This window comes from Ralstonia sp. AU12-08, from assembly GCF_000442475.1.
Classification (GTDB): domain Bacteria; phylum Pseudomonadota; class Gammaproteobacteria; order Burkholderiales; family Burkholderiaceae; genus Ralstonia; species Ralstonia insidiosa.
In genome coordinates this window covers 1-20,801 of the sequence record NZ_ASZV01000044.1, presented here as the reverse complement: position 1 = coordinate 20,801, position 20,801 = coordinate 1, and the positions used below count along the sequence as shown (strand labels likewise).

The following is a 20,801-nucleotide window of genomic DNA, read 5'->3' as shown; positions in this document are numbered from 1 at the left end:
CCTTACGTTCCTTTGCTTGGCATCGCCGGCGTAATGGCCGACGGTGCGTGGATTTCAAAGAAAGTGTAGGACAAGGTGATCGTCTTCACGTCTTTCGGAAGCTCCGGATCGATCACAAATACAACGGGCATCTCGCGCGATTCGTTTGCAGTCAGCGTCTGCTGCTTGAAGCAGAAACACTCGATCTTCTTGAAGAACTCGGTTGCCTGCTTGGGCGCGTAACTCGGGATGGCCTGCGCCTCGACCGTGCGCCCTTCCTTGTTCACCACCTCGTAGACGATCTGGCTGATCTCGCCCGGGTGGACTTCCATGCTGTTTTTGACCGGGCGGAAGCGGAATGGCCCCTGGCTGTTCGAATCGAACTCCACCGTGATCGTGCGCGACGTGTCGACCTGCGAATTGCGCAGTGCGCCGCCATCCTCGTCTCGGGTGTTCAGCACGTTGATGTTGGTGAGCTCGCAGATCTTCTTGTACAGCGGCACCATCGCGTAGCCAAAGCCGAACATGATCACGACCACCACGGCCAGCTTGCCGAGCATGGCGCGATTCAGGCCACGTTCGATGGTCCGATCGTCTTGACGGTCTTGGGCCGGCATCTGGCTCATATGTGGTCTTGATTCAGCAAGGGACAGATCGACAGATCGCGCGTTCGTCACCGATTCGGCTAACCGCCGAACACCACGCGCTTGAAAATCACACCCAGAAAGAAAACCAACGCAATGGTGGCAAGAATGAACGCGAGCCGGCGGTTGTTGGCACGTTGCTCGGGCGTCGGGCTTTTTTCTGGATTCGACATCGTTGTCTGGAAGGTCGCAGGGTCGGGGGCCGGCACAGACCGGCCCCGCGACGCCGGCATTAATGCACGTGCGGCGGTTCTTCAAAGGTGTGGAACGGCGCCGGCGACGGCACGGTCCACTCCAGGCCTTCTGCGCCCTCCCACGGCTTGTCGGCGGCCTTCTCGCCACCGCGGTACGACGGCAGCACCACGAAGAAGAAGAAGTACACCTGCATCAAGCCGAAGCCCAGTGCGCCGATCGACGCGACTGCGTTGAAGTCGGCGAACTGCTGCGGGTAGTCCGCATAGCGACGCGGCATGCCGGCCAGGCCCAGGAAGTGCATCGGGAAGAACGTGAGGTTGAAGGTGATCATCGAACCCCAGAAGTGGATCTTGCCGCGCGTCTCGTTGTACATGTAGCCCGACCACTTCGGACCCCAGTAGTAGAAGCCCGCGAACAGCGCGAACAGCGAACCGGCCACCAGCACATAGTGGAAGTGCGCCACCACGTAGTAGGTGTCCTGCAGCTGAATGTCGATCGGGGCCACGGCCAGGATCAGGCCCGTGAGACCGCCGATCGAGAACACGAAGATGAAGCCCAGGGCGAACAGCATCGGCGTCTCGAACGTCATCGAGCCGCGCCACATCGTGGCCACCCAGTTGAAGACCTTCACGCCGGTCGGCACCGCAATCAGCATCGTCGCGTACATGAAGAACAGCTGGCCGGTGACAGGCATACCAGTCGTGAACATGTGGTGCGCCCACACGATGAACGACAGGATGGCGATCGAGGCCGTCGCGTACACCATCGAGCTGTAGCCGAACAGCGGCTTGCGCGCGAAGGCCGGCACGATCTGGCTGATGATGCCGAACGCCGGCAAGATCATGATGTACACCTCGGGGTGCCCGAAGAACCAGAAGATGTGCTGGTACATCACCGGGTCACCACCGCCGGCGGCCGAGAAGAAGCTCGTGCCAAAGTGGCGGTCGGTCAGCACCATGGTGATCGCGCCTGCCAGCACCGGCATCACAGCGATCAGCAGGTAGGCCGTGATCAGCCACGTCCAGCAGAACATCGGCATCTTCATCAGCGTCATGCCGGGGGCACGCATGTTGAGGATGGTCACGATGATGTTGATCGAGCCCATGATCGACGAGGCACCCATGATGTGCACCGCGAAGATCGCCATGTCCATGCCCGGGCCCATCTGTACCGACAGCGGCGCGTAGAGCGTCCAGCCGGCAGCCGTGGCACCACCCGGCGCGAAGAACGAGCCCACCAGCAGGATGGCTGCAGGCGGCAGCAGCCAGAAGCTGAAGTTGTTCATCCGCGCGAAGGCCATGTCGGAGGCGCCGACCTGCAGCGGGATCATCCAGTTCGCGAAGCCCACAAAGGCCGGCATGATCGCGCCGAACACCATGATCAGGCCGTGCATCGTGGTGAACTGGTTGAACAGTTCCGGATGGAAGAACTGCAGGCCCGGCTCGAACAACTCAAGGCGGATCAGCAGTGCCAGCGTGCCGCCCGAGAGCAGCATCGCGAAGGAGAACAGCAGGTACAGCGTACCGATGTCCTTGTGGTTGGTCGCGAACAGCCAACGGCGCCAGCCGTGCGGATGGTCGTGCGCGTGGTCGTCTCCATGACCGTGCGCGTGATCTTGCGGTTGCGTAACAGCGGTGCTCATCGCAAAACTCCTTGAATTCGTTTCGTCACGCAGACGATCAATCAGCTTGCGCTGCGGTCTTGGGCCGCAGTCGCTTGTTGGTCAGCAATCTTGGCGGCCACCTTGCCGGCGGGTTCAGCAGCGGCAGTCTTGGCGCCGCCGCCTTCGGGCATCTTGCCGCCGCGCGCGTCCTTCACTTGCGACGGTTGCAGCAGGTCACCGGTATGGTTGCCCCAGTTGTTTCGCTCGTACGTGATGACGGAAGCGATTTCCACATCGTTGAGCGCCGAGGCCCAGGGCGGCATTGCGGCCTTGCCGTGCAGCACGATGTCCACGTGGCCGGCCAGCGGGCCATTGGCGATCTTCGAGCCGTCCAGTGCGGGGAACGGACCACCGCCCTTGCCGTTCGGCTGGTGGCAGACCGCGCAGTTGGCGGTGTAGACCTTCTCGCCGCGCGTCTTCAGCTCATCCAGCGTGTAGACCTTGTTCGGATCATCAGCCTTGGCGGCCATTTCCTTCTTCTTGCCGTCGACCCACTTGGTGTAGTCGGCGTCGGACACGACGCGCACGACGATCGGCATGAAGGCGTGTTCCTTGCCGCACAGCTCGGCGCACTGGCCGCGGTACACGCCGACCTTCTCGGCCTTGAACCACGTGTCGCGCACGAAGCCCGGAATCGCATCCTGCTTCACGCCGAATGCCGGGATCATCCACGAGTGAATCACGTCGTTGGCGGTGGTGACGATACGCACCTTGCGGTTGACCGGCACCACGACCTCGTTGTCCACCTCGATCAGGTACGTGGTGCTCTTGGGCGCCTGGTTGTTGATCTGCTCGCGCGGCGTGGTGAGCGTGGAAAGGAACGAAATGCCCTCGCCCTCGCCCTTCAGATAGTCGTAACCCCACTTCCACTGGTAACCGGTGGCCTTGATGGTGAGGTCAGAATTGGTGGTGTCCTTCATCGCGACCACGGCCTTGGTGGCCGGCAGCGCCATCCCGATCACGATCAGGAACGGCACGATGGTCCAGATGATTTCGACGGTGGTGCTTTCGTGGAACGTCGCCGGCTTGTGGCCCAGCGATTTGCGGTGCTTGAAAATGGAGTAGAACATCACCCCGAACACACCGATGAAGATCACGATACAGATGATCAGCATCATGTAGTGCAGCCAATGGATCTCGGCAGCGATCTTGGTGACCGGGGGCGCGAGATTGAGCTGCATCACTGCGGGGCCGCCTGGCATGTCTTCCACTGCCAGAGCCGTTTGACCGAAGGCGAGGAGTGAGCCTGCCGCCAGCAAACTTGCCAATGTCTTATTCAACATTTTCATTTTTTATCTACCCAATTTACAGATTCCACTCTGCCCCGGTGCGCGGCTCATGAGACCTGGGTTGGTTGCCCCTGTCCCAAACACCGGGAAAGCTCGTTCGCAAGCTTGCGCCGCCCAGCCGGATCGAGAAATCGACCGATCCGCACGACACGTCCACCGGAATGCAGCGCAATCAGCTCCTGAAGGGGCTCACTTTGCGGCAAGCTTGGTTCAACGCGCACCCACTGCGGATTGAGCACATAACGCACCTGCTGGTTGACGCTCACCTGTTCGATCACCAGCGCGCCGTCTTCCAGCCAGACATGCTCGTAATCAGAGGCGTGGCGGGCATAGTACAGCAACGCCCAACCGAGAATCGCGACCTCCAGCCCCGAGAAAGGCAACACCAACCACGCACCTTGCCACGCAAAGAACGAAGCGATCGCGAACGAGAGGATGACAATCGAGAGGTAGAACCAGCCGACCTGGCGGGGTGAAAGCGAGCAGTTTCGCTTCATGAGCCAGTTCTTGCGCGGCGATTCCGGAACGGTGGAGGCGCCACATGCTGGCTGGAGCGCCGTATCAACGCATACATTTGCAATGTCGTGCATTGAACCACTCCTGCCTCGGATGCATACCCGATCGGTTCGCCCGTGGCAACAAACGGGATAGGCCTTAGGGGGGACTGCTGCGACAAACCGGCACAGTATATGGTCCCAATTGACCCCAAACAAGGTAAAGCGCCTTTATGCAAGTCCCGGCTTGACAAGCGGCTATCAATACCGTTCCCGCATCAAGAACCGCCTCAGGCGCGCGGTTTGCGGCCGATCTGATCGACTGGGATCATCGCCCGCCCCTCATCATCCAGCGCCTGCCGACGCGTGGGCGCCAGCTTCCAGGCATGGCCGTAGACGACCTCGAACGTGAGCGGAATCAGGCCCTCAGGATTGCGCTGAGCGTCGAGCGCGTCAAACAGCCGTTGGCGCCAACGCGGCGTGTGCAGGCCTGCGCCGGCCAGGTTGCGGCCGCTTTCATCCATGAGGCCGGCCATGCCGCCCAGCAGATGCACGTCGGCCAGCAGCGCCTGCGGCGTCTCGTAGGTGATGGTGATCTGCTCCATGTCCATTACGGGCGTGGACCAGCGGCTATGCACCAGCATGTCGCCAATGTCGTGCATGTCGACAAAGCGCAGGGTGTGCACGCCCGCGTCGATACCAGCCAGCGCGCTGCGCAGCTCGCGCAGGGTGTCCGGACCGAACAGGCTGAACATCAGCAGACCTCCTTCCGTGGTGATGCGGTGCCATTCCGGGAAGATCGCGTGCGGGGATGGGTCCCAGTGCAGCGCCAGGTTGGACCACAGCAGGTCGAACGACGCATCTGCAAATGGCAGGGCGCGGAAGTCCGCCTGAGCGAAATCGAAGACGGGGCGCTTCTTCAGCAGCCGGCCGAGCCAGCCGGTGTCCGTGCGTTGCGGATCGAGCTGCGTCGCCCGCGCCAGCATGGCGGAGGACCAATCCACGCCGCAGATCTGCGCATCCGGGTACTGCGCGCGCAGCACCGCCAGCCCTTGTCCAAGGCCACAGCCCAGGTCCAGCGCACGCGACGGCGCCAGCTTGATGTACGACAACCGGTCCTGCATCCGGGCCCCGACCTCGCGCAGCAGGAAGTCCACGTCGGCAAAACGCGCGGCGCGGCGATCGAAAGCGCGCCGCAAGGCGGCAGGATGGGCGAGAACGGGATCGGACATCAGCAAAAACCAGGCAGGAACTGCGGTCAGTAAGTATACCGGCGGGATGTTTCAGGCGCCGTCTGATGGCGCATTGGCCGCAAATCGGCTGGGATGGCGGCTTTTGGCTGCTATGTCCCCAACCCTGTTGCGCCAATGGTTTCATGCCGGCCTGCGGCAGCTGTTGCCGTGTGCCTGCGCGCTGTGCGGCGCAGTCCAGCGTGAACTGGTCTGCGCCGGCTGTATGGACGATCTGGTGCCGCTGCTGTACCGGCGGCGTTGCATCCAGTGCGCCATCGCGCTAGAGACCCGGCATATCGCCCGGCATTGCCCCGCCTGCCTAGCCGGCATGCCGGACTTTGATGCCACCGTCGTCATTGCGGACTACGGCTGGCCGCTCGATCACCTCGTCACCGGATTGAAGTTTCGCGCGCAGTTGCCGCTCGCGGCGTGGCTGGCCGACCGTTTGAGGGATGCGCTGACTGCCGCGCCGGGCGGCTTGCCGGATCTGCTGTTGCCAGTGCCGCTATCGGCAGCCCGCCTGCGCTCGCGCGGCTACAACCAGGCTTGGGAGATCACCCGGCGGCTGGGCGGGCAACTCGCCATTCCCGCCAAGGCAGATGGGCTGCGTCGCGTGCGCGACAACCCCGCCCAAGCCTCGCTCGACCGCGCCGAGCGCCTGACCAACCTGCACGGCGCCTTCGAGGTGACGGACGCGGGCAGCATTGCGGGGCGCCATGTCGGCGTCATCGACGATGTGATGACCACCGGCGCCACCCTCGGCGAGATTGCCACCCGACTCAAGCGCGCAGGCGCCACGCGTGTCACCAACGTGGTTGCCTTGCGTACGCCCTAGTTACATGCTTATGCGACATTGTGTCGCGGCCCGAGTGTGGCACTGTGGCGGGGTGACAACCCTCGTCAATCTAGATAAGCTCGCCGCCGAAATTTCCTTGGCCAGCCATCATGTTCAACGTCGTCCTCGTCGAGCCCGAAATCCCGCCCAACACGGGCAATGTGATCCGCCTGTGCGCCAACACGGGCGCGCAGCTGCATCTGATCGAACCGCTAGGGTTTCCGCTGGAAGACGCCCGCATGCGCCGCGCCGGCCTCGACTATCACGAGTACGCAACGATGCGCGTGCATGCCGATTGGGACGCCTTTCTACGGGATGGGCAGCCCGATCCGGCACGCATGTTCGCGCTCACCACGCGGGGCTCCACGCCGTTTGCCAGCATGGCCTTCCAGCCGGGCGACTGGTTCGTGTTTGGATCGGAAACGCGCGGGCTGTCTGAAGAACGCCGCGAGTGGTTTCCCACGTCGCAGCGCATCCGCCTGCCGATGCGGCCCGACAACCGCAGCCTGAATCTATCGAACACCGTGGCGGTGGTGGTGTTCGAAGCGTGGCGGCAGAACGGCTTCGAAGGCGGCGCCTGAGCGCCGGCCTTCCATCAGGATCAACGCGCGGATTCGGATTTCGCGTCGCGCTGTAGCAGACGATCCACTGCGCGTGCAGGCGCAAGCCCCTCGAACAGGACTTCGCACACCGTAAAGGTGATCGGCATGTCGACGCCTTTGGCGCTCGCCAACGCGGCGACAGCCCGTGCACAACGCACGCCCTCGGCGACGTGGCCGAGACTGTGCAGGATGTCGTCAAGCGAACGGCCCTGTGCGAGCTGCATGCCGACGGTGCGATTGCGTGACAGATCGCCCGTGGCGGTGAGCAGCAAATCGCCCATGCCGGTCAGGCCCATAAAGGTTTCCGGACGGCCACCCAGTGCGATGCCCAGGCGCGTCATCTCAGCCAAGCCGCGCGTCACCAATGCCGCGCGCGCATTCAAGCCCAGGCCCAGACCATCTGCCGTGCCGGTCGCAATGGCCAGCACGTTCTTGACGGCACCGCCCACCTCCACACCGACGAGGTCATCGCTCGCATACACACGCATCGCGTGATGGTGGAAGCCGCGTTGCGTGAGCTTGCCCAGTGCGGCGCTGGTGGACGCCACCGTCATCGCGCACGGCAAACCTTGTGCGACCTCCTTGGCAAAGCTTGGGCCGGACAGCACGCCCGTCACCAGATCCGTGCGACCGGTCTGCGCCAACACCTCGGCCACGATGGCGTGTGGCAATGCGCTGGTCTGCGGGTCGAACCCCTTGCACAACCAGATCACGTTACGCACACCACCGTGCGCGGCAACCGCACGGGTCAGGTCCGCCAACCCGGCAACAGGCGAGGCGATGACGGCCAATGCATCCTCGCCAGCAGCGTGATCCAGCGCAGCATGCAGGTCCGTATCGAAGCGCAGCGACGCCTGCAGCGTGATGCCCGGCAGATACGGTTCGTTGATGTGCGTGGCGGCCATCTGCGTGACGAGATTGGCGTCACGTCCCCACAGCACGACATCGTGTGATTGCGCGGCATGGCTGGCCAGGGCAGTGCCCCAGGCGCCGGCACCCAGAACGGAAATTCGCATGCGCGTGTGCATGTTCAAAATTCGGATCGATCAGGCAAAAGGTCGAGCAAAAGAAAAAGCCCGCGCGAGCGTAGGCCGGCGCGGGCTACTGGCGCGGTGCGCCTCTTATTTAGTGGGTGGCCTTCGAGCCGTCCGGCATCACCAGACCGCTGTTACCGCCGGCAGCTTGAGCTTGCTCCATGGCGGCAGCCAGGCGCTGCTCGTACAGGGCCTGGAAGTTGATTTCCGCCAGGTGGATCGGCTGGAAGCCAGCACGGCCGATGGTGTCGGCAATGTTCGAGCGCAGGTACGGGTACACGATGGTCGGGCAGGCGATGCCCAGCAGCGGGTCCATCTGCTCGTCCGGCACGTTGCGGATGTCGAAGATGCCGGCTTGCTTGGCTTCCACCAGGAAGGCCACCTTCTCTTGCACCTTGGTCGTGACCGTACCGATCACCACCACTTCAAACACGCCTTCGGCCAGTTGCGAGGCGGACACATCCACCTGCACTTCCACGCTCGGCTGTTCCTGTTCCAGGAAGATGTGCGGCGAGTTCGGTTGCTCCAGCGACAGGTCCTTCAGGTAGACGCGCTGAATGTTGAAGAACGGCTGGCCATCCTGGCCCGGTTGCTGCTGTTGCTGGTCGCTCATGACTCGCCTTCAGATAGATGTATGGTCAGTGCGCGGCGGGGATGTGTCCCACGCGCAAGACGCGTATGGTACATGACGCAATCGTGCCCACCATGAGAGCAGGCCTAAATGTGCAACGCCCGGTCAAAGCCGGGCGTTTTGGTGTGGCGCTCAGGCCGCCAGCAGTGGCACCAGCCCGCCTTCGCGGTCCAGCGCAGAGAGATCATCGAAGCCGCCAATGTGGCGATCGTCGATGTAGATCTGCGGCACGGTGCGACGGTTCGTGCGCGTCATCATCTCTTCGCGTTTGCCGGGTTCGCGGTCGATCAGGATCTTTTCGATCTGTTCGACGCCGCGCTGCTTCAGGAGTCGTTCCGCTGCCACGCAATAGGGGCAGACGGTGGTGCTGTACATAACCACGTGCGCCATAACTTCAAAACCTCGTTTCTTTATTTGACGACCGGAAGGCCTGCCTGCTGCCACGCGGCCAATCCGCCCTCGAGCGAATAGACCTCACTGTAACCGGCCTGCTTCAAGACTGCTTGCGCCTTCCCAGCGCGCTGGCCGGTCTGGCATACGAGGATGATGGGGGTCTCTTTGTTCTTTGCAAGGCCGGCGGCCTTGCCTTCGAGCTCGCCGAGCGGCGCATGCTTGGCTTGTGGCAGATGCCCTGCGGCGTATTCAGCACTCTCGCGCACATCCACCACGACTGCGTTGCGGCGATTGATGAGCTGGGTGGCAACCGAAGCACCCACCTGGGCACCGCCGCCACCAGCAAGGCGGCGCTGGATGGGCCCCCAGATCAGTAGCAGACCCGAAACGATGGCGACAGCAAGCAGGGCGAGGTTGTTGTAATCGGCGAAGAACTTCACGGTATGGGTTTCCTGGATGGATCGGGCGGGCTCATCCGAACGGGTCGGGTGCGCACGGGGGTGGCTCTATTCGGGCGGCATTATAAAATAGTCGGTTTCGGCGGCCGCACGATGACGTCACGACGCATCGCCGCAGGTCCGCGCGCAGGTTTTCTCACTTCTCATCATGGCAGTCATGCATAAGCTCGTTCTCATCCGGCACGGCGAATCGACGTGGAATCTGGAGAATCGTTTCACCGGCTGGGTCGACGTCGACCTGACCGAGACCGGTGTCAAACAAGCCCGCCAAGGCGGCAAACTGCTGCGCGAAGCCGGCTTCACCTTCGATCTGGCCTACACCTCGGTGCTCAAGCGCGCGATCCGCACGCTGTGGCACGTGCAGGATGAAATGGACCTGATGTGGATTCCGACCCGCAACGAGTGGCGCCTGAACGAGCGCCACTATGGCGCGCTGTCGGGCCTCAACAAAGGCGAAACCGCCGCCAAGTTCGGCGATGAGCAGGTCCTGGTCTGGCGCCGCAGCTACGACACGCCGCCGCCCGCCCTGGAGCCCGGTGCCGAGAACGACGCCTTCGGCAACCCGCGCTACGCGGGCCTGTCGCGCGAGCAAGTGCCCCTGACCGAGTGCCTGAAGGACACCGTCGCGCGCGTGCTGCCGCTGTGGGAGGAGTCGATCGCCCCGGCCATCAAGAGCGGCCAGCGCGTGGTGATCGCCGCGCACGGCAACAGCATCCGCGCGCTGGTGAAGTACCTCGATGGCATTTCGGACGCTGACATCGTCGGCCTGAACATTCCCAATGGCACGCCGCTGGTGTATGAACTGGACGCCAACCTCAAGCCGATCCGCCACTATTATCTGGGCGACCAGGAAGCGATTGCCGCATCCCTCGCGGCGGTGGCCAGCCAGGGTAAGTCGAAATAAACCGTAACGAGGCGTTTGGCACTCCAACGCCTTTATACTGTCGAAGCCTGTAGCCCGGGATGTGCGCGAGCCACCCCGGGCCATGTTTATCTACTGTTCCCACGTCCACGCTCGACACATGCGAACTTCGCTCAAGAACATCAGCTTGATCGCCATCGGCCTCGTCACCGGGGTTCTGGCGACGCTCCAGCTCTCCGCCACCGCGCAGAACGCGACGGTTGGGCCGCTCCCGCTGGAAAAGCTCAGGCTCATGGCCGATATCTTTGGCCAGATAAAGCGCGAATACGTCGAGCCGGTGGACGACGACAAACTGCTGACCGAAGCCATCAAGGGCATGGTCTCCAGCCTTGACCCGCATTCGGCGTACCTCGACAAGAAGGACTTCCAGGAACTCCAGGAAGGCACCCAGGGCCGTTTTGCCGGCTTGGGCATCGAGATTTCGCAGGAAGAAGGCCTGGTCAAGGTCATCAACCCGATTGAAGACACCCCCGCCTTCCGCGCCGGCGTGCAGCCGGGCGACCTGATCACCCGCATCGACGACAAGCCCGTGCGCGGCATGCCGCTGGAGCAGGCCGTCAAGCGCATGCGCGGCGCACCGGGCACCAAGGTCACCCTCACCATCTATCGCAAGAAGGAAGAGCGCACCTTCCCGCTCACGATCACCCGCGCCGAAATCCAGGTGCAGTCGGTCAAGGCCAAGCTGCTGGACAACGGTATCGCCTGGGTGCGCATCACCAGCTTCCAGGAACGCACGGTGCCGGACCTGGCCAAGAAGCTCAATGACCTGGCAAAACAGGACGGCCACCTGAAGGGCCTGATCCTGGATCTGCGTAACAACGGCGGCGGCGTGCTGCAAGCCGCTGTGGGCGTGTCGGCCGCGTTCCTGCCGCCGGATGTGACCGTGGTCTCGACCAACGGCCAGGTGCCGGATGCCAAGCGCACGTACAAGGCGAGCTTCGCCAACTACCGCCTGAGCAACCTCGACGCCGATCCGCTGGCGGGTCTGGACCCCGAGTTCAAGACGGTGCCGATCATCGTGCTGACCAACGCCTATACGGCATCGGCGTCGGAAATCGTAGCCGGCGCGCTGCAGGATCACCACCGCGCCAAGACGATGGGCAAGACGACCTTCGGCAAGGGCTCCGTGCAGACGGTGCGTCCGCTGTCGAACGACACCGGCATCAAGCTGACCATCGCGTACTACTACACGCCGTCGGGTAAGTCGATCCAGGCCTGGGGCGTGCGCCCGGACATCCCGGTCGACCAGAACCCGGATGGCGACCCGGACGACGCGCTGATCACCCGCGAGATCGACACCGAGCGCCACCTGCACAACAAGCAGGAGTCGGAAGAAAGCGAGATGACCGAGCGCGAAAAGCGCCGCGTTGAAGAGCTCCGCCGCCTGGAAGAAGAAAACGCGAAGAAGACGCCCGAGCAGCGCGAAAAGGAACGCAACAAGAAGCCGATCGAGTTCGGTTCTGCCGACGACTTCATGCTGCAGCAGGCCATCAACGAGTTGCGCGGCCAGCCGGTCAAGCGTTCGAAGTCGGTGCTGGAAGCCGTGGCGACCTCGGACAAGCCGGCCAAGTCACCAGCCGCCAAGGACAGCAGCGATGCCAAGCCCAAGGCCAAACCGGCGGCACCGAAGCCCAACGTCCCGGCCAGCGGCGTAATCCCGGCCCCGGAGCCGAGCGGCGCCCGTTAAGACACCGGCCGGCAAACACTGGCAAACTTAGGAGGCCGTGCATTGCACGGCCTTTTTCATTGCACTGCCATGAACGACGATCAACTGCTGCGCTACTCCCGCCATATCCTGCTCGACGAGATCGGCATCGAAGGGCAGACGCGCCTGCTGGAAGCGCATGCGCTCGTCATCGGCGCGGGCGGTTTGGGTGCAGCGGCTCTGCCCTACCTGGCAGCCGCAGGCGTAGGTACGCTCACCATCGTCGATGACGACACCGTCGACCTGACCAACCTGCAGCGCCAGATCATTCACACCACCGAGTCGGTCGGGCAACCGAAAGTGGCATCGGCACAAGCCGCCATCGCGCGGCTGAACCCCGGTGTGCAGGTCAATGCCGTACAGCGCCGGTTGGATGCGGACAGCATCGGCGCACTACTTGATGGGTCCAATTCGGGCGTGAACGTGGTGCTCGATTGCTCAGACAATTTCGCCACGCGCCAAGCGGCCAACCTCGCTTGCGTGCGTGCGGGTGTGCCGCTGGTGTCGGGTGCGGCAATCCGCTTTGACGGGCAGATCAGCGTGTTTGACAGCCGCGCCGGCGGCCCCTGCTACGCGTGCCTGTTCCCGCCCGACGAGCCCGCACCGGATGTGGCATGCGCAACGATGGGGGTGTTCTCGCCGCTGGTCGGCATGGTGGGCACCGTGCAGGCCGCCGAGGCGCTCAAGTTGATCGCTGGCATCGGCCGCTCGCTTGCCGGGCGCCTGCTGATGCTCGACGGCCTGTCGATGGAATGGACGACGATGCGCGTAACGCGTCAAGCGTCGTGCCCGGTCTGTGGTGGCGCGCACTAGCCCGAGTCCACGGAACGCGGACAACAAAAAAGGAGGCCAAGGCCTCCTTTCTTTTTGCCGATCGACGAGGATTACTCGCTGTCCGCTTCCATCTGCGACTGCAGGAAGTTCTGGATGCCGACCTTGTCGATCAGCTCCAGCTGCGTCTCCAGCCAGTCAATGTGCTCTTCGGTGTCGTCCAGGATGTCGACGAAAATCTCGCGACTAACGTAGTCCTTGACCGACTCGCAGTACGCAATGGCTTCCACCACCGTGGTATGCGCGGCCTTCTCCAGCTTCAGGTCGCACTCGAGCATTTCCGGAGTGTTCTCGCCGATCATCAGCTTGCCGAGGTCCTGCAGGTTCGGCAGGCCTTCGAGCATCAGGATGCGCTCGATCAGGCGATCGGCGTGCTTCATCTCGCCGATGGACTCTTTGTATTCGTGGTCGCCGATGCGCTTGAGCCCCCAGTGGCCGTACATGCGCGCATGGAGGAAATACTGGTTGATGGCGGTCAGCTCGTTCTTGAGCTGGGCGTTCAGATATTGGATAACCTTCTTATCGCCTTTCATTCTTGGAGCTCCAGCAAAGGGCAACTGCGGTGATGGACGCACGCACGCGTCCGTTCAAGGCGAGCCCTGTGCTGACCCAAGCAACAAATGCCACCGAGGCTATGCAGCCCAGGTGGCAGATCGCGGCGAATCAAGACAAACGAGAATCGGGAAAACTGGGGGTCAGGCAGCCAACGCACTGGCCGAAATGGCTTGATCGTTGGCGACGGGCTCGTCGCGACGCTCGATTATGGCATGCGTGCTTGCACGGCCCAACACCTGATCGACGGGGATGCAGCTCACGGCTTCGGCGAGTACCTGCTTGGCGCAGTCCCGGCATTGTCCACAGCAGGTGCCGACGCCCAGCGTCTCGGCGAGTTCGTCCATTGTCGACACACCCAGACGGGCGGCGCCATGGATTTCGCGGTCGGTCACTTGGTTGCAGATGCAGACGTACACGGGATTCCTCCGCAGCGCTCAAAACGCGCTGTGAAACCAGAATAACAGAGAATGGTAATGAGAACAATTCTTGTTCGACCCCATGCGATCGGCAGGGACATGCGGGTGCGCGCGAGCCGTCTTTTCACGGAAAGACGTGCAATTTCAATCACTTAGCGGAGAGATTTCCCTGAAACGGGCGATGCGCCGACACGACAGTCGTGCGGGGCCGGCGCTTAAAGATTCAGCAGGTCAGGCACGCGCCAGCGCGCCCAATGCATCCTGGATTTCGGTGGGTTCACAGGTGTGCAGCAGGCGGTCGGCCTCGCGCATCAGACGCGGACGGTCCGAGCGCAGGATCTGCTGCTTCACGCTGAGCAACTGCGATGGATGCATCGAGAACTCGGTGAGCCCCATGCCGAGCAGCAGGCGCGTCATTGTCGAATCGCCTGCCATCTCACCGCACACGGACACCGGCTTGCCGGCCTGATGCCCTTCGCGGATGGTGCGCGCGATCAACTGCAGCACCGCCGGATGCAGCGGGTCGTACAGATGTGCGACCGCATTGTCGGCGCGATCGATGGCCAGCGTGTACTGGATCAGGTCGTTCGTGCCGATCGAGAGAAAATCCATGCGGCGCAGGAACACCGGCAGGATCAGTACGGCAGCCGGAATCTCGATCATGGCGCCGACCTTGACGGTCGGGTCGTAGGCCAGGCCATCGGCGTCAAGCGAGGCCTTGGCACGCGCGAGCAGATCCAGCGTCTGGTCGATCTCGCGGGCGTGCGCGAGCATCGGTACGAGAATCTTCACTGGCCCGAAGGCTGACGCCCGCAGCAGCGCGCGCAATTGCGTCAGGAACATCGCCGGCTCCGACAGCGACCAGCGAATCGCGCGCAAGCCCAGCGCCGGGTTGGGCGCGGTCTCAAACACATCGTCGCGGATATCGAGCGGCTTATCGGCGCCGATGTCGATCGTGCGGATCGTCACCGGCAGGCCCTGCATCGACTCGACCGCCGTGCGGTATGCGCGGAACTGCTCCTCCTCATCGGGCAGCGCACCGCGCCGGTTCATGAAGAGGAATTCTGAGCGGAACAGGCCCACGCCCACGGCGCCGGCCTTCACGGCGGCAGCCGCATCCTCCGGCATCTCGATGTTGGCGAGCAAGTCGATCTGCGTGCCGTCGAGTGTGACGGTGGGCGTATGGCGCAAGCGCTCGAGACGCTTCTTCTGCAGTTCGCCCTCGCTGCGGCGGTGGCGGTATTCCTCGAGGATGGCCTCGCTCGGGTCGACGATGACGATGCCGTTGTCGCCATCAATGACGATGACGTCGTCCTGGCGGATCAGCGCGCTGGCGTTGTGCACGCCCACCGCAGCCGGAATGTCCAGGCTGCGCGCGACGATGGCGGTATGTGAGGTGCGCCCGCCGAGGTCGGTCACGAAGCCTGCGAACGTTTGGCCGCGAAACTGCAGCATGTCCGCCGGGGCGATGTCGTGCGCAACGACGATCATGCCGGCATCCGGATCGCAGCAAGACGTAGCGGGGGCCGGTGCCAACGTAGGTGCGCCAGCCAGGACTTTCAGGATGCGCTCGACCACCTGCTCGATATCGGCTTTGCGCTCGCGCAGGTATTCGTCCTCGATCTCGCCGAACTGGCGGATCAACTCTTCGAGCTGCGTCGTCAGCGCCCACTCGGCGTTGTAGCGACGCTCGCGAATCAGCTTCTCCGCCGCCTGCGACAGATGCGGATCATCCACGAACATCGCGTGGACCGCCAGGAACGCGCTCAGCTCCTCGGGCGCATCGGCCGGCAGTTCATGCTTGAGCGTGACCAGCTCGCTGCGTACAGCGGCCCGGGCGCTACGCAAGCGCTCGACCTCGGCATCCAGCTTGTCTTCGTCGACGAGGTAATGCGACACATCCAGTGCCGCGCGCGCCAGCATGTGCGCACGGCCGATGGCGATGCCGCGCGAAACCGGGATGCCGTGCAGGGTGAATGGCATAGAGACGCTGGCCGAGAACTGCGTTGTGTTGTGGGTTACTCGCCTTCGCCGAAGCGGTCGTTGATGAGTCCGACCAGCCCGTCCATGGCAGCCTGCTCGTCAGGACCTTCGATCTCCAGCGTAACGGTGGAGCCGATGCCTGCTGCCAGCATCATCACACCCATGATGCTCTTGGCGTCGACCTGACGGCCGTTGCGCGACATCTTGATCTGGCTGTCGAACTTGCTGGCGAGCTGCGTGAGTTTGGCGGAAGCGCGGGCATGCAGCCCGAGCTTATTGATGATGGTGATATCCCTCTGCAGCATATTTGTCCGGATGGTTGGCAACCTGGTTCTGAACGGCTGTCGAGCCGACCTGCAATACGCCTTGCGCGCCGCCGGCCAGTGCCTTGGCAGCAAGTTGTTCGAGTTTTTCGGTGCGATAGCAGATGGCGCGCACCAGCATCGGGAGGTTCACGCCGGCCAGCACGCGCACGCGGCCGGGCTCAGCCAGGCGCGAAGCGATGTTGGCGGGGGTGGCCCCGAAGATGTCGGTCAGCACCAGCGCGCCGTTGTCCTCGATCAGCTCTGCGAGTTTGGCGCGCGCCTGATCCAGCACGGCGGCCGGCTCGGCGTCGGGCAGGACGTCGATTGCACCCAGCCGCTCGGGCTGACCGCAATACACGTGTGCAGCACAATCGCGCAGTGCGCTGGCCAACGGCGCATGAGCGATGATCAGAATCCCTGCCATGATCGAAAAGCGAATCGGTGTGACCTCGATTGTATCAGGGCCATTTGGGACGATTGCGCGCAGTTTGCGGAATTCCCCCGAGCGGAGGACCCTCGCCAGAGGGGCTAGGCTGCCTTACTAGAGCGATTTCCGGCCAGCCCCACCCAACCCCGCGCCGGGCGACTTGCCCGCAGCCCGCTCGAGCGCGTCGATGAACATGCCAGCCACGTTGAAGCCGGTCTGCTGGGTGATCTCTTGGAAGCACGTCGGGCTGGTGACGTTGACCTCGGTCAGGTAGTCACCGATGACATCGAGGCCGACCAGCAGCAGGCCGCGCTGCCAGAGCACCGGCGCAAGTGCATGTGCGATCACCTGATCACGCTCGGACAAGGGTTGCGCACGACCCGTGCCGCCAGCGGCCAGGTTGCCGCGCACTTCGCCCGCCATCGGAATGCGTGCCAGCGAATGCGGCACCGGCGAACCGCCGATCAGCAAAATACGCTTGTCGCCCTCGCGGATGGCGGGAATGTACTGCTGCGCCATGATCGTGCGCGCACCGTTGTCGGTGAGCGTTTCGATCACGGCACCGAGGTTCATGCCATCCGGCCCCACGCGGAAGATACCGGCGCCACCCATGCCGTCGAGCGGCTTGAAAATGACGTCGCCCTGCTCGGCGTGGAAATCTCGCAGGCGCTTGGCATCGCGCGTCACGATGGTCGGCACAGTGAACTCGCGGAACTGCGCAATCGCCAGCTTCTCGGAGTGGTCACGAATCGCCTGCGGCTTGTTGAACACGCGTGCGCCCTGGCGTTCGGCAATCTCCAGCAGCCACGTGCTGGTGACGTATTCCATGTCGAATGGCGGATCCTTGCGCATCAGCACGGCGTCAAAGCCGGTGAGCGGCAGCAGACGCGCATCGCCTGCGCGATACCACTCCTGCCCGTCTTCTTCATTGCCCGTCAGGGCGATGGGGGTGGCAACGGTTTCGACCACGTTGCCCGACAGCGTGAGTTGCGACTGTAGGCACGTGTAGATGGCGTAGCCGCGTGCCGTCGCCTCGCGCATCATCGCGAAGGTGGAATCCTTGTAGATCTTGAACGTCGACAGTGGATCGACGATGAACAGGATGCGCATGGCGGCTCCCTCAACAGCGTGTACTTAGATCAGCGGGTTCGGGTCGGTCTTCTCGAGTTCGAGCGACGCGGCCAGCAACGCCAGACGGGCCACGACGCCATACATGTAGAAGCGGTTCGGCTCGCCGGCGCCCGGCTTGGCGTGGCTGTCCGGCAGCGAATTCGACGCAAACGGCAACGGCACGAAATGCATGCCCGGCGCATTCAGATTTTCGTCCACGCCGCGACCCGTGTGAACCCGGTAGAAACCACCCACCACATAGCGGTCGATCATATAGACGACGGGTTCGGCCACGGCCTCGTTGATCTTCTCGAAGGTGTGCACGCCTTCCTGCACAATCACCTCGGAGACCTCCAGTCCCTCCTTGACCACGCTCATCTTGTTGCGCTCCTTCCGGTTGAGGCCCTTGACCTCGGAAGGATCACGCACGGTCATCACGCCCATGCCATAGGTGCCGGCATCCGCCTTGACCACCACGTACGGGGTCTCGGTCACGCCGTATTCCTTGTACTTCTTGGCGGTCTTCTTGAGCACCGTCTCGACCGCGTGGGCGAGTTCTTCCTCGCCGGCACGCTCGTGAAAGTCAAGGCCGCTGCACTTGGTAAAGTACGGGTTGACCATCCACGGGTCGATGTCGATCAGCTTGGCGAACTTCTTGGCCACTTCGTCGTAGGCGGCAAAGTGGTTCGTTTTGCGACGCTGCGACCAGCCCGCGTGCAGCGGCGGCAGCAGGTATTGCTCGTTGATGTTTTCGAGGATGGGCGGCACGCCGGCCGACAGGTCGTTGTTCAGCAGGATCGAGCACGGATCGAAATTCTCCATGCCCAGGCGGCGGCCCTTGGTGCCGATGCGCGAAATCGGCTCGATCACCAGGTGCTGTCCATCCGGCAGGTCGATCGGCGTCGGTTCCTTGATGTCTTCGGACAACGAACCCAGGCGCACGTTGAGCCCAGCCTGGCGCATGATCTGCGACAGGCGCGCCACGTTCTGCAGATAGAACATGTTGCGCGTATGGCGCTCGGGAATCAGCAGCAGGTTCTTGGCGTCCGGGCAGATCTTCTCGATGGCTGCCATGGCGGCCTGCACGGCCAGCGGCAGCATCTCGGGCGACAAGTTGTTGAAGCCGCCCGGGAACAGGTTCGTGTCGACCGGCGCCAGCTTGAAGCCGGCGTTGCGCAAATCGACCGAACAGTAGAACGGCGGCGTATGTTCCTGCCATTCCAGGCGGAACCAGCGTTCGATGGCGGGCGTGGCGTCAAGAATCTTCTGCTCGAGCTCCAGCAGCGGCCCGTTCAGCGCGGTGATCAGGTGCGGAACCATACCCTTCCTATTGATGTAATTTATCGCCCGCTCCGATTGTAGAGGAACAGGCAATAGCTTGCAGACAGCATGCCGACGATGGCGGGCTATCGATATGCGGTCAGCGGACGGTTTCGCAAGGGGAAGTGTGTGGCAACGCACAAAACCACACAGAAAACGTGGACAAAAAAAAGCGCGGGGCTGCCGCGCTTGGGGAATAGCCTGACAGATACGGGGAGCGTTCTGCAGGTGGAGGAAACCACGTCTGCAATGTAAGCGTCCGCATAACGAGAGGCAATTGAAGGTTTTTTACATCGGAGTTAAGACGCGGTGGCTCAAGCGCCACGCCAACAAAAAACCCGGCGCGTGGCCGGGTCTTTTGCTTGATCAGGCAGAGGATCAGTCTTCGTAGGCCGTTTCGCCGTGGGACGTGATGTCCAGACCTTCGCGCTCCTCTTCTTCCGGCACGCGCAGGCCAACAACCGCGTCGACGATCTTGTACGAAATGAAGGCCACCACGCCAGACCAGATCACGGTGGTCAGCACGCCTTGGAACTGGATCCACAACTGGCCGCCGATCGAGTAGCCGTCGGCCACCTTGTTGGCGACATAGTCGTAGATGCCGGTGCCGCCCAGGCTCGGCGAGGCGAACACGCCGGTCAGCAGCGCGCCGAGGATACCGCCCACGCCGTGCACGCCGAACACGTCGAGCGTGTCGTCCATGCCCAGCATGCGCTTGAGGCCGTTCACGCCCCACAGGCACAGCAGGCCGGCGAGGATGCCCAGTGCGATCGAACCCATCGGGCCGACAAAGCCAGCCGCCGGGGTAATCGCCACCAGGCCCGCCACGGCACCCGAGGCTGCACCCAGCATCGACGGCTTGCTCTTGCCGATCCACTCGCCGAAGCTCCACGACAGCACGGCAGCGGCGGTGGCCAGCAGCGTGTTGACGAAGGCCAGCGCAGCGGAGCCGTTGGCTTCCAGGGCCGAACCGGCGTTGAAGCCGAACCAGCCGAACCACAGCAGCGAGGCACCCACCATCGTCAGCGTCAGGCTGTGCGGCTTGAGGGCTTCACGACCAAAGCCGATGCGCTTGCCGAACAGGAAGGCGCCCACCAGACCCGCCACAGCGGCGTTGATGTGCACCACGGTACCGCCCGCGAAGTCCAGCGCGCCCTTCTGGAACAGCCAGCCCGACTTGGACGTCATCAGCTCAGCGGCCTTGGCATCGGTAAAGCCATCCGGACCCGGCCAGAACCAGACCATGTGGGCGATCGGCAGGTAGCTGAAGGTGAACCACAGCACCACGAACAGCAGCACGGCCGAGAACTTTGCACGCTCGGCGAAGGCACCGATGATCAGCGCGCAGGTGATCGCGGCAAACGCGCCCTGGAAGGCGAAGTACGCGTACTCAGGCACTACCACGCCCTTGCTGAAGGTGGCAGCCACCGAATCCGGCGTCAGGCCCTTCAGGAACAGGCGATCGAGCCCGCCGAAGAACGCATTGCCCTCGGTGAACGCGAAGCTGTAGCCGTAGATGGCCCACAGGATGATGATGAGCGAGAAGATGCCCGTGCACTGCATCAGCACCGACAGCATGTTCTTCTTGCGCACCAGGCCGCCGTAGAACAGCGCGAGGCCCGGCAACGTCATCAGAATGACGAAGGCGGTAGAGACCAGCAGCCATGCCGTGTCGCCCTTGTTGGGCACGGGCGTGGCAGCCGCAGGTGCGGCGGCAGCAGGCGCAGCGGCTGCGGCGGCCGGCGCGGCGGCCGGTTCCGAAGCGGCGGCTGCGGCAG

At 63.2% G+C, this 20,801-nt stretch carries 23 protein-coding genes; 5 read left to right on the top strand and 18 right to left on the bottom strand.

Going from position 1 to position 20,801, the window contains the following annotated elements:
* Positions 1-2 precede the first annotated feature (2 nt).
* The 6 genes from C404_RS50050 to C404_RS50030 all read right to left on the bottom strand — a co-directional run bounded on the left by C404_RS50050 (position 3) and on the right by C404_RS50030 (position 5,496).
* On the bottom strand, positions 3-605 hold the full coding sequence (locus C404_RS50050) for a cytochrome c oxidase assembly protein (RefSeq protein WP_021196360.1): 603 nt from the start codon (positions 603-605) through the stop codon (positions 3-5).
* A 59-nt stretch (positions 606-664) separates the two neighbouring features.
* Positions 665-796 carry a cytochrome oxidase small assembly protein gene (locus C404_RS60725; protein ID WP_021196359.1) on the bottom strand — a complete coding sequence of 44 codons (132 nt, stop codon included), beginning with the start codon at positions 794-796 and terminating at the stop codon, positions 665-667.
* Between the two features lie 59 nt (positions 797-855).
* Positions 856-2,460, bottom strand: coding sequence for a cytochrome c oxidase subunit I (gene ctaD / locus C404_RS50045; protein WP_021196358.1), 1,605 nt, complete (start codon positions 2,458-2,460; stop codon positions 856-858).
* 41 nt (positions 2,461-2,501) lie between these two features.
* Positions 2,502-3,770, bottom strand: coding sequence for a cytochrome c oxidase subunit II (gene coxB / locus C404_RS50040; RefSeq protein ID WP_031329809.1), 1,269 nt, complete (start codon positions 3,768-3,770; stop codon positions 2,502-2,504).
* Between the two features lie 47 nt (positions 3,771-3,817).
* Entirely contained in the window at positions 3,818-4,360 is a 543-nt protein-coding gene (locus tag C404_RS50035) for a DUF2244 domain-containing protein (protein ID WP_021196356.1), read from the bottom strand.
* A gap of 194 nt (positions 4,361-4,554) precedes the next feature.
* Complete coding sequence (locus C404_RS50030; protein ID WP_021196355.1) at positions 4,555-5,496, bottom strand: methyltransferase domain-containing protein; 942 nt, start codon at positions 5,494-5,496, stop codon at positions 4,555-4,557.
* A gap of 112 nt (positions 5,497-5,608) precedes the next feature.
* On the opposite strand from C404_RS50030, the gene C404_RS50025 reads away from it, so the two are divergent.
* Both C404_RS50025 and trmL read left to right on the top strand, forming a co-directional pair.
* Positions 5,609-6,331, top strand: a complete 723-nt coding sequence (locus C404_RS50025; RefSeq protein ID WP_021196354.1) for a ComF family protein — start codon at positions 5,609-5,611, stop codon at positions 6,329-6,331.
* A 110-nt stretch (positions 6,332-6,441) separates the two neighbouring features.
* Positions 6,442-6,912, top strand: coding sequence for a tRNA (uridine(34)/cytosine(34)/5-carboxymethylaminomethyluridine(34)-2'-O)-methyltransferase TrmL (gene trmL / locus C404_RS50020; protein ID WP_021196353.1), 471 nt, complete (start codon positions 6,442-6,444; stop codon positions 6,910-6,912).
* 20 nt (positions 6,913-6,932) lie between these two features.
* Here trmL and C404_RS50015 read toward each other — a convergent pair whose 3' ends face one another.
* The 4 genes from C404_RS50015 to C404_RS50000 all read right to left on the bottom strand — a co-directional run bounded on the left by C404_RS50015 (position 6,933) and on the right by C404_RS50000 (position 9,431).
* Positions 6,933-7,949 carry an NAD(P)H-dependent glycerol-3-phosphate dehydrogenase gene (locus C404_RS50015; protein ID WP_031329808.1) on the bottom strand — a complete coding sequence of 339 codons (1,017 nt, stop codon included), beginning with the start codon at positions 7,947-7,949 and terminating at the stop codon, positions 6,933-6,935.
* A gap of 109 nt (positions 7,950-8,058) precedes the next feature.
* The gene (gene secB / locus C404_RS50010; protein WP_021196351.1) at positions 8,059-8,580 is read right to left on the bottom strand and encodes a protein-export chaperone SecB; all 522 of its coding nucleotides are present in this window, start codon (positions 8,578-8,580) and stop codon (positions 8,059-8,061) included.
* Between the two features lie 150 nt (positions 8,581-8,730).
* Positions 8,731-8,988: a glutaredoxin 3 gene (grxC, locus tag C404_RS50005; protein ID WP_021196350.1), complete on the bottom strand. Its 258-nt coding sequence runs from the start codon at positions 8,986-8,988 to the stop codon at positions 8,731-8,733.
* A 20-nt stretch (positions 8,989-9,008) separates the two neighbouring features.
* Positions 9,009-9,431: a rhodanese-like domain-containing protein gene (locus C404_RS50000; protein WP_021196349.1), complete on the bottom strand. Its 423-nt coding sequence runs from the start codon at positions 9,429-9,431 to the stop codon at positions 9,009-9,011.
* A 175-nt stretch (positions 9,432-9,606) separates the two neighbouring features.
* Here C404_RS50000 and gpmA point away from each other — a divergent pair, with 175 nt between their 5' ends.
* From gpmA to C404_RS49985, 3 genes are all read left to right on the top strand, one after another.
* Complete coding sequence (gene gpmA, locus C404_RS49995; RefSeq protein ID WP_031329807.1) at positions 9,607-10,353, top strand: 2,3-diphosphoglycerate-dependent phosphoglycerate mutase; 747 nt, start codon at positions 9,607-9,609, stop codon at positions 10,351-10,353.
* Positions 10,354-10,471: 118 nt separating this feature from the next.
* Positions 10,472-12,058 (top strand): S41 family peptidase, encoded by a 1,587-nt coding sequence (locus C404_RS49990; protein WP_021196347.1) that lies wholly within the window; start codon positions 10,472-10,474, stop codon positions 12,056-12,058.
* A gap of 69 nt (positions 12,059-12,127) precedes the next feature.
* Complete coding sequence (locus C404_RS49985; RefSeq protein WP_021196346.1) at positions 12,128-12,889, top strand: HesA/MoeB/ThiF family protein; 762 nt, start codon at positions 12,128-12,130, stop codon at positions 12,887-12,889.
* A 71-nt stretch (positions 12,890-12,960) separates the two neighbouring features.
* Here the strand turns inward: C404_RS49985 and bfr are convergent, their stop codons facing one another.
* From bfr to C404_RS49945, 8 genes are all read right to left on the bottom strand, one after another.
* Entirely contained in the window at positions 12,961-13,440 is a 480-nt protein-coding gene (gene bfr, locus C404_RS49980; protein WP_021196345.1) for a bacterioferritin, read from the bottom strand.
* 162 nt (positions 13,441-13,602) lie between these two features.
* Positions 13,603-13,878, bottom strand: coding sequence for a (2Fe-2S)-binding protein (locus C404_RS49975; RefSeq protein ID WP_021196344.1), 276 nt, complete (start codon positions 13,876-13,878; stop codon positions 13,603-13,605).
* A 231-nt stretch (positions 13,879-14,109) separates the two neighbouring features.
* A complete protein-coding gene (gene ptsP, locus C404_RS49970) occupies positions 14,110-15,861 on the bottom strand; it encodes a phosphoenolpyruvate--protein phosphotransferase (protein ID WP_021196343.1) in 1,752 nt (583 codons plus the stop codon).
* A 35-nt stretch (positions 15,862-15,896) separates the two neighbouring features.
* Complete coding sequence (locus C404_RS49965; RefSeq protein WP_021196342.1) at positions 15,897-16,166, bottom strand: HPr family phosphocarrier protein; 270 nt, start codon at positions 16,164-16,166, stop codon at positions 15,897-15,899.
* Positions 16,135-16,590, bottom strand: coding sequence for a PTS sugar transporter subunit IIA (locus C404_RS49960; protein ID WP_021196341.1), 456 nt, complete (start codon positions 16,588-16,590; stop codon positions 16,135-16,137). The genes C404_RS49965 and C404_RS49960 overlap by 32 nt, the downstream gene beginning before the upstream one ends.
* Positions 16,591-16,707: 117 nt before the next feature.
* Complete coding sequence (gshB, locus tag C404_RS49955) at positions 16,708-17,703, bottom strand: glutathione synthase (RefSeq protein WP_021196340.1); 996 nt, start codon at positions 17,701-17,703, stop codon at positions 16,708-16,710.
* 24 nt (positions 17,704-17,727) lie between these two features.
* Positions 17,728-19,023 (bottom strand): glutamate--cysteine ligase, encoded by a 1,296-nt coding sequence (gene gshA / locus C404_RS49950; protein ID WP_021196339.1) that lies wholly within the window; start codon positions 19,021-19,023, stop codon positions 17,728-17,730.
* Positions 19,024-19,401: 378 nt separating this feature from the next.
* Positions 19,402-20,801 (bottom strand): ammonium transporter (locus C404_RS49945; RefSeq protein ID WP_021196338.1); only part of this gene is annotated, 1,400 nt, incomplete at its 5' end.

Excerpts from the sequence above, each read along its gene's own strand:
- C404_RS50050 (WP_021196360.1), bottom strand. The coding sequence starts at position 605 with ATGAGCCAGATGCCGGCCCAAGACCGTCAAGACGATCGGACCATCGAA.
- C404_RS60725 (WP_021196359.1), bottom strand. The coding sequence starts at position 796 with ATGTCGAATCCAGAAAAAAGCCCGACGCCCGAGCAACGTGCCAACAAC.
- ctaD (WP_021196358.1), bottom strand. The coding sequence starts at position 2,460 with ATGAGCACCGCTGTTACGCAACCGCAAGATCACGCGCACGGTCATGGA.
- coxB (WP_031329809.1), bottom strand. The coding sequence starts at position 3,770 with ATGAAAATGTTGAATAAGACATTGGCAAGTTTGCTGGCGGCAGGCTCA.
- C404_RS50035 (WP_021196356.1), bottom strand. The coding sequence starts at position 4,360 with ATGCACGACATTGCAAATGTATGCGTTGATACGGCGCTCCAGCCAGCA.
- C404_RS50030 (WP_021196355.1), bottom strand. The coding sequence starts at position 5,496 with ATGTCCGATCCCGTTCTCGCCCATCCTGCCGCCTTGCGGCGCGCTTTC.
- C404_RS50025 (WP_021196354.1), top strand. The coding sequence starts at position 5,609 with ATGTCCCCAACCCTGTTGCGCCAATGGTTTCATGCCGGCCTGCGGCAG.
- trmL (WP_021196353.1), top strand. The coding sequence starts at position 6,442 with ATGTTCAACGTCGTCCTCGTCGAGCCCGAAATCCCGCCCAACACGGGC.
- C404_RS50015 (WP_031329808.1), bottom strand. The coding sequence starts at position 7,949 with ATGCGAATTTCCGTTCTGGGTGCCGGCGCCTGGGGCACTGCCCTGGCC.
- secB (WP_021196351.1), bottom strand. The coding sequence starts at position 8,580 with ATGAGCGACCAGCAACAGCAGCAACCGGGCCAGGATGGCCAGCCGTTC.
- grxC (WP_021196350.1), bottom strand. The coding sequence starts at position 8,988 with ATGGCGCACGTGGTTATGTACAGCACCACCGTCTGCCCCTATTGCGTG.
- gpmA (WP_031329807.1), top strand. The coding sequence starts at position 9,607 with ATGCATAAGCTCGTTCTCATCCGGCACGGCGAATCGACGTGGAATCTG.
- C404_RS49990 (WP_021196347.1), top strand. The coding sequence starts at position 10,472 with ATGCGAACTTCGCTCAAGAACATCAGCTTGATCGCCATCGGCCTCGTC.
- C404_RS49985 (WP_021196346.1), top strand. The coding sequence starts at position 12,128 with ATGAACGACGATCAACTGCTGCGCTACTCCCGCCATATCCTGCTCGAC.
- bfr (WP_021196345.1), bottom strand. The coding sequence starts at position 13,440 with ATGAAAGGCGATAAGAAGGTTATCCAATATCTGAACGCCCAGCTCAAG.
- ptsP (WP_021196343.1), bottom strand. The coding sequence starts at position 15,861 with ATGCCATTCACCCTGCACGGCATCCCGGTTTCGCGCGGCATCGCCATC.
- C404_RS49965 (WP_021196342.1), bottom strand. The coding sequence starts at position 16,166 with ATGCTGCAGAGGGATATCACCATCATCAATAAGCTCGGGCTGCATGCC.
- C404_RS49960 (WP_021196341.1), bottom strand. The coding sequence starts at position 16,590 with ATGGCAGGGATTCTGATCATCGCTCATGCGCCGTTGGCCAGCGCACTG.
- gshB (WP_021196340.1), bottom strand. The coding sequence starts at position 17,703 with ATGCGCATCCTGTTCATCGTCGATCCACTGTCGACGTTCAAGATCTAC.
- gshA (WP_021196339.1), bottom strand. The coding sequence starts at position 19,023 with ATGGTTCCGCACCTGATCACCGCGCTGAACGGGCCGCTGCTGGAGCTC.